The organism is Brachybacterium sp. UMB0905 (genome assembly GCF_002871795.1).
Taxonomy (GTDB): Bacteria; Actinomycetota; Actinomycetes; order Actinomycetales; family Dermabacteraceae; genus Brachybacterium.
This window is the reverse complement of sequence record NZ_PNHL01000017.1, coordinates 35,418-41,468: the sequence shown is the minus strand read 5'-3', so window position 1 is coordinate 41,468 and position 6,051 is coordinate 35,418. Positions and strand designations below refer to the sequence as shown.

5 protein-coding genes are annotated in these 6,051 nt (G+C 67.3%); 3 read left to right on the top strand and 2 right to left on the bottom strand.

Annotated elements, in window-relative coordinates; genetic code table 11:
• Positions 1–57: 57 nt before the first annotated feature.
• Both CJ197_RS15425 and CJ197_RS13370 read right to left on the bottom strand, forming a co-directional pair.
• The gene (locus CJ197_RS15425) at positions 58–693 is read right to left on the bottom strand and encodes a hypothetical protein (protein ID WP_199173942.1); all 636 of its coding nucleotides are present in this window, start codon (positions 691–693) and stop codon (positions 58–60) included.
• Positions 694–1,195: 502 nt separating this feature from the next.
• The gene (locus CJ197_RS13370; protein ID WP_102237241.1) at positions 1,196–1,837 is read right to left on the bottom strand and encodes a DUF6318 family protein; all 642 of its coding nucleotides are present in this window, start codon (positions 1,835–1,837) and stop codon (positions 1,196–1,198) included.
• A 474-nt stretch (positions 1,838–2,311) separates the two neighbouring features.
• On the opposite strand from CJ197_RS13370, the gene xylB reads away from it, so the two are divergent.
• The 3 genes from xylB to CJ197_RS15660 all read left to right on the top strand — a co-directional run bounded on the left by xylB (position 2,312) and on the right by CJ197_RS15660 (position 6,029).
• On the top strand, positions 2,312–3,718 hold the full coding sequence (gene xylB, locus CJ197_RS13365) for a xylulokinase (RefSeq protein WP_102237240.1): 1,407 nt from the start codon (positions 2,312–2,314) through the stop codon (positions 3,716–3,718).
• Positions 3,719–4,123: 405 nt separating this feature from the next.
• Positions 4,124–5,824 (top strand): sodium:solute symporter family protein, encoded by a 1,701-nt coding sequence (locus CJ197_RS13360; RefSeq protein WP_102237239.1) that lies wholly within the window; start codon positions 4,124–4,126, stop codon positions 5,822–5,824.
• A 76-nt stretch (positions 5,825–5,900) separates the two neighbouring features.
• On the top strand, positions 5,901–6,029 hold the full coding sequence (locus CJ197_RS15660; protein WP_233190968.1) for a putative transporter small subunit: 129 nt from the start codon (positions 5,901–5,903) through the stop codon (positions 6,027–6,029).
• The last annotated feature ends 22 nt before the right edge of the window (positions 6,030–6,051 follow it).

Below are 6,051 nucleotides of genomic sequence, written 5' to 3'. Positions count from 1 at the left end.
GCGACCAGGCCAAAACCGAAGAACACGCAGATCAAGCCCAAGCAGCTTGATCAACCGTCAACAACTTGCGGGCAAGCCCAGTTCTTCCTCGTCCTCGTCCTTGTTGTCGTCTTCGTCGGTGCTGCCATTGACGAGGCGAGATTCGAGGGACTTCGCGTACAGCTCGACGGAATCGGACTCGATCTCGATGCTGCCCTCGATGTCCTGCCACTCCCCGCCGTCCACGGAGAACTGGCCGGTGAAGGTGGTGGTGAGGGTGATGTCGTACCAGCCCTCGAACCGGTACTCGGAAGAGACGCGCTCGGAAGGGAAGGGCTTACCAGGGTCGGTGGTGGTGATCGTGTTGCCGTCCCCGAGGTCCCAGTGGAACTCCACCGGCGTGGCGCGGATCCGCACCGGCGTGCCCAGGATGTCTGTTTCCAATTCTTGGGTGTCGGCGTCGGTGTGCAGGACGTTGACCATGTTCACCGGCAGCCAGCCACGCTCCGGGCCGGCGTGAGCGATCGGGGCCTTGACGGGAAGCTCGGCGAAGTCCTCTACGGTGACAACGATCTGTGCTGCGGGAGTGCCAACCTCAGGAGCGCCGGGGCGGACGCAGTCCCACCCCAGGTCCTTCACGGTGTTCTTCTCCAGGTTCGTCTGCGTGCCATGAACCGTAGACCCCTCCCGCGAGGACCCGCCGGAACGCTTCACGCCAGCAGACAACGTCAGCACGTCATCCCCACTGACCCTGTAACTCGTAGAGTCGCCGTTACCCTCCTGGCAGCTGCCCGTCGGTGGCACGCATGCCAACGCCCCGCCAACACCCATATCGCACTCAATGTTGCCGGGGTTCTCGACCGCCGTCCACTGCGTCACGATGTTGGGGAGTTCGGAGCCCCCTTTAGCGGTCGGAGAATTCTCTGCGGGACCCGGGAGAGGGGTTTTGACGGGTTCTTCCCAGGCTTCTCGGGCACCTACACCCAACTTGTTATCCCCGGAGGTGCTGCCTTCAACGTCGGGCTTATCCTCCTCGTCTGAGCTTTCGGAACCCTCTGGTTGTACGGGTTCCCGCGGCTCACTGGGAGACTGCTGCGTCCGATCTCCAGCGCGATCCTGCCCGTCAGCGAAAGAGCTGGTTGCGGGGATGAAGATGGCGACTTGAGTCAAGGCTAGGAGAGCTATGCAGTGTAAGCATCTGCGAAATAATGGACTCCTAGTTGTGGACATCTTCCCCCCATTCGGCATCAAGCGCCTTCACGGTCCAGCCATCGCCCGACCACTTCATGCCCGCGGTTGAAATGTACTCAACCTCTGGGGCTTCGAAGCGTCCGTCGAAAGAGTCGTTAGGGCGCGTGTGCGGTGATATTGTAAAGAAATATGCAACCTCGACATCATAGTGCTCGGAATCGTAAATACGCGTTCCCACTTCGGTTACATCAAACTTTGACCAGTACTCGCCGTGTTCTTTCATCGGCTCAATCGCCTCGTTGAGTTCTTGACACCCCTTGCAGGCCGCCTCCTCAAGCCTGTGGAGCTCTTCGGTTTCACCCGTTTGGTGCGCCCACATCGACACAGCGATGTAGTACCGAAATGCTTGGAGAGCACCTTCCTCGGTGTGCTCATTCATCCCGGGGAAGTCCGCGCGGTCCGGCGCGGGGATATCGGGCGCGGCCTGGGTCTCGCCGTCACCCCCGCCATCGCTTGCGCCGCTCTCGTCGCCCCCACCATCGCTGGTCTGGGGCTCGAAGCCGAGATCCGGGGGCGGCGTGGTGACCGGGCCTTTGCCGTCGTCGCAGGCGGCGAGGCCGAGGATAAGCACAGCGGATGCAGTGGCGGCGATGAGGCGTCGGGTCATGAGGAGAGCTCCCTGTGTGTGTCCTGGAACACGGCCACGGTAGCGACCCTGCTCCACCGCGTCAGCCAACTCCCCAAAATTGTGGATAACTCTCCCAGGAACGGTCTCACGCGTTCGCGCGGCAGGTGGGCGTCCTTCGCGGGCAAGGCTCCCGTCTGAGACACCACCGCCCGTGCCACGCCGCCGCCCCAGCCTCAGGTGCCTCCTCCCGCGAATCGGCCGAAATGTTCCACTGGGCGGTACACAATGGCCGGACCGTTGGAACAGAACGGCGGATCCGCACCGGCGGGCGGTGGGTGCGGGGAGTCGGCGCTGTCTGGAGTGCAGCACGTGCTCTTCGGTTCCGCCCGGGTGCCCTCGCCGCTCTGAGCCTCGCGAGGCTCCGCCCCGCCCCACCGGCCCCAGCCCGCCCTACTAGCCCTAGCCCTTCAGCTCCAACCTCGCCCCGCACCACCACCCCGAAAGGCCCACCCCATGACCCTCGTCCTCGGCATCGACTCCTCGACCCAGGCCACCAAGGCGCTGCTGGTGGACGCCGCCACCGGGGAGGTCATCGAGCAGCGCCGCGCCGCACACCCCGACGGCACGGAGGTGGATCCGCGCGCCTGGCTCGACGCCGTCGACGAGGCTGCCGGCCCGCTGCTCGACCGTGCCGAGGCCGTGGCCGTCGGCGGTCAGCAGCACGGCATGGTTCTGCTGGACGAGTCCGGCGAGCCGGTGCGACCGGCGCTGCTGTGGAACGACACCCGCTCAGCCCCGCAGGCCGAGGCCCTGATCGACGAGCTCGGAGGCACCGAGGCGTGCGTGGACCAGCTGGGCAGCCTGCTGGTCGCCTCCTTCACCTCCGCGAAGCTGCGCTGGGTGCTCGAGCACGAGCCGGAGAACGCCCGTCGGGCCACCCGGGTCCTCCTGCCGCACGACTACGTCTCCCTCCACCTCGCCGCCTCCGGCACCGAACCGTTCACCGACCGCGGTGACGCCTCCGGCACCGGCTACTACTCCACGCGCGAGGAAGCCTGGGTGCCCGAGCTCGCCGCCGCGGCCATCGGCCACCCCATCGACCTGCCGCGCCTGCCCACCCGGCCGCAGGAGATCATGGCCCGCACCGCACCCACCGCCACCAGCCCCGACGGTGCCGCGATCGCCGCCGGCACCGGTGACAACATGGGCGCCGCGCTCGGTCTCTCGCTCGGCCCCGGGGATGTGTCCGTCTCCATCGGCACCTCCGGCGTGTGCGCCATGGTCTCGGACTCCCGTCCCGGGGACGTCACCGGCACCGTCACCGGATTCGCCGACGCGACCGGTCGTTTCCTGCCCATGACCACCACCATCAACGCATCGCGCATCCTCGAGGCGGCCCGCTCCCTGCTGGGTGTCTCCCACGAGGAGCTCTCGCAGCTGGCGCTCGCTTCCGAGCCCGGCGCCCGCGGCGTGACGCTGCTGCCGTACTTCGACGGCGAGCGCACCCCCAACCGCCCCACCGCCCGCGCCACCCTCACCGGCATGAGCGCCTCCACGACCAGGGAGGATGTGGCCCGCGCCTACGTGGAGGGCCTGCTGTGCTCTCTGGCCGATGGGATCGCCGCCCTCGAGGACCGCACTGGCACGCCTGCTCGGCGCATCATCCTGATCGGCGGGGGCGCTCGCTCCCGCGCCGTCCAGGAGCTCGCCCCGGCGGTGTTCGGGCGCGAGGTGACGATCGCGCCGGACGGGGAGTACGTGGCCCTCGGCGCCGCGCGGCAGGCCGCGTGGGCGCTCAGCGGGGCCGATGAGCCCCCGGCCTGGCAGATCCGCGGCGCCCGCACGGTCCAGGCGGACCCCGCCCCGCAGGTGCTCGAGGCATACCGGGAGCTCAAGGACCACACCGAAGGCTGGGCCTGAACCAGTCAGCGGGGCGGTGCCCGCACACGGCGGCGGGCGCTCGTCAAGAGCTGTCGAAGATCGAATTGGGGTTGATGACCTGCATCGACAGTGGGTCATCGGGGCCTTGGTCCCGCCTTTGTCGGCATTCTTGTGAGAAGTGTGCCAAGATGGGCGCGGCCCTGGCGCAGTGCGTGACCGTCGGACCGCCCGAATCCGGTGCGGACCCCTCACCCCTCGCCGCCCCGTTCCGCTGCAGGTGAAGTGCCATCGCGCGGTCTGATCTGATTCCGGGCGGCCATGGCTCCAGGGCGCCGACCGGGCCGCAGAGGTGATCTGCTCCGACCACGTCGTGCCCTGCGCGCTTTCGCGGATCCCGGTCATCGATCGGTTGACCCGCGACGGAAGGAAGACCCTGTGCCGCCCATGCCCGACGGCGAGATCGTCCAGCTCGGAATCCTCGGCATCATTCTGCTGCTGCTCCTGTTTTACGGGGGCACGATGCTCATGTCCGTAGCGATCTCCCGGAAGCAGGAGAACGCCGACGACTACATGACCGCGGGCAACCGCATCGGCTTCGGCGTCTCCGCCGCGTCGATGACCGCCACCTGGATCTGGGCGTCCTCGATGTACGCATCGGTCACGGCCGGCTACACCTATGGCGTCTCGGGCCCGATCCACTATGGGCTCTGGGGTGCGCTGATGATCCTGTTCATCTACCCCTTCGGGCGGCGCATCCGCGAGGTGGCGCCACGTGCTCACACCTTGGCGGAGGTGATGTATGCGCGGCATGGCCGCTCGAGCCAGCTGATGCTCGCGGCCTCCAACGTGCTGGGCTCCGTCATCTCCCTGACCTCCAATTTCATCGCCGGCGGCGCGATCATCTCGATGCTCTCCCCGCTCAGCTTCGGCGCGGGCATCCTCATCATCGCCGGCGGTGTGCTGCTGTACACCCTGTGGTCCGGCTTCCGCGCCTCCGTCCTGACCGACTTCGCGCAGGTCATGGCGATGCTCGGCGCGGCCGTCGTGATCATCCCGGCGGTGTTCTTCCTCGCCGGCGGACCCTCGATGTTCGCCGAGGGGGTCGCGGCCGGGAACGTCACCCCGCAGCAGGAGAGCTTCTTCTCCTCCGACGCCTTCATGAACCAGGGCGCCCCCTACATCGCCGCGGTGCTCGCCTACGCGATCGGCAACCAGACCATCGCCCAGCGCCTCTTCGCCGTGCGCGAGGACCTCATCAAGCCCACCTTCCTCACCGCGACCGTGGGCTACGGCGCCACCGTGATCGGAGTGGGCATGCTGGGCGTGATGGCCCTGTACCTGGGCATCGAGCCGATGGGCGGGGATGTCAACAACCTCATGCCGCAGATGGTCGGCACCTACCTGCCTGTGGGCCTGGTGGCGATCGCATTCGTGATGATCATCGGGTCGCTGTCCTCCACCGCGGACTCGGATCTCGCGGCGCTGAGCTCCATCGTCATGACCGACGTTTACGGCCAGTCCGTGGGCCGCAAGCGGGTGAACCCCAAGCTCATGCTGCTGATCGGCCGCCTGACGATGGTGACCGCGACCGGGCTCGCGCTGTTCTTCGCCACCGCTCGCTTCAACATCCTGGACCTGCTGGTGTTCGTGGGCGCCCTGTGGGGCTGCCTGGTGTTCCCGGTGATCGCCTCCTTCTACTGGGAGCGGATCACGAATCTCGCCTTCACCGTCTCGGTGCTCGCGGCGCTCGCCTTCTTCCTGCCGGTGCGTTTCGAGCTGTTGCCGGTGACCGGCGCGTGGGCGCTGCTGGTGGAGCTGCTGGCGGTGGTGGGCATCGGCGTGGTGCTCGGCATCATGGCCTTCGGCTTCTTCGGACTGCGCCCGGCGATGCTGGTCGGTGCGGTGTCCTCCCTGGTCGCCCTGCCGTTTGCGATGGGCGCCCTGCGCGACTACACGACGCTGTCCGCGTCGCTCGTGGCCTACGCGGTCTCCTTCCTGGTCTGCTACGCCCTCAGCGTTCGCTCCGGCCAGACCTTCGACTTCTCCGTGATCCGCAAGGTCACCGGCGACTTCGACGAGGAGACCGAGCCAGTCCCGACGGAGGCTCCGCACGGCGAGCACGCTGTGACCGGCACGCCCCGCTGATCTTTCCCCCCTACCGCAACGACCTCGACGCGCCCGGGCCGCATCACGGCAAGCCCTGCGCGGGAAGGAGACTCCCATGACCACCCTGCTGACCGTCTACGTGCTGAGCTGGCCCGTGATCGTCCTCGGCATCCTCATCACGATCGTGCGCGGATTCCTCAAGGACATGCGCACCGCCCGCAAGGAGGGGCGTACGATCATCTGATCCCCGGGGCTGAAGCTGGGGC

Excerpts from the sequence above, each read along its gene's own strand:
- CJ197_RS13370 (WP_102237241.1), bottom strand. The coding sequence starts at position 1,837 with ATGACCCGACGCCTCATCGCCGCCACTGCATCCGCTGTGCTTATCCTC.
- xylB (WP_102237240.1), top strand. The coding sequence starts at position 2,312 with ATGACCCTCGTCCTCGGCATCGACTCCTCGACCCAGGCCACCAAGGCG.
- CJ197_RS13360 (WP_102237239.1), top strand. The coding sequence starts at position 4,124 with ATGCCCGACGGCGAGATCGTCCAGCTCGGAATCCTCGGCATCATTCTG.
- CJ197_RS15660 (WP_233190968.1), top strand. The coding sequence starts at position 5,901 with ATGACCACCCTGCTGACCGTCTACGTGCTGAGCTGGCCCGTGATCGTC.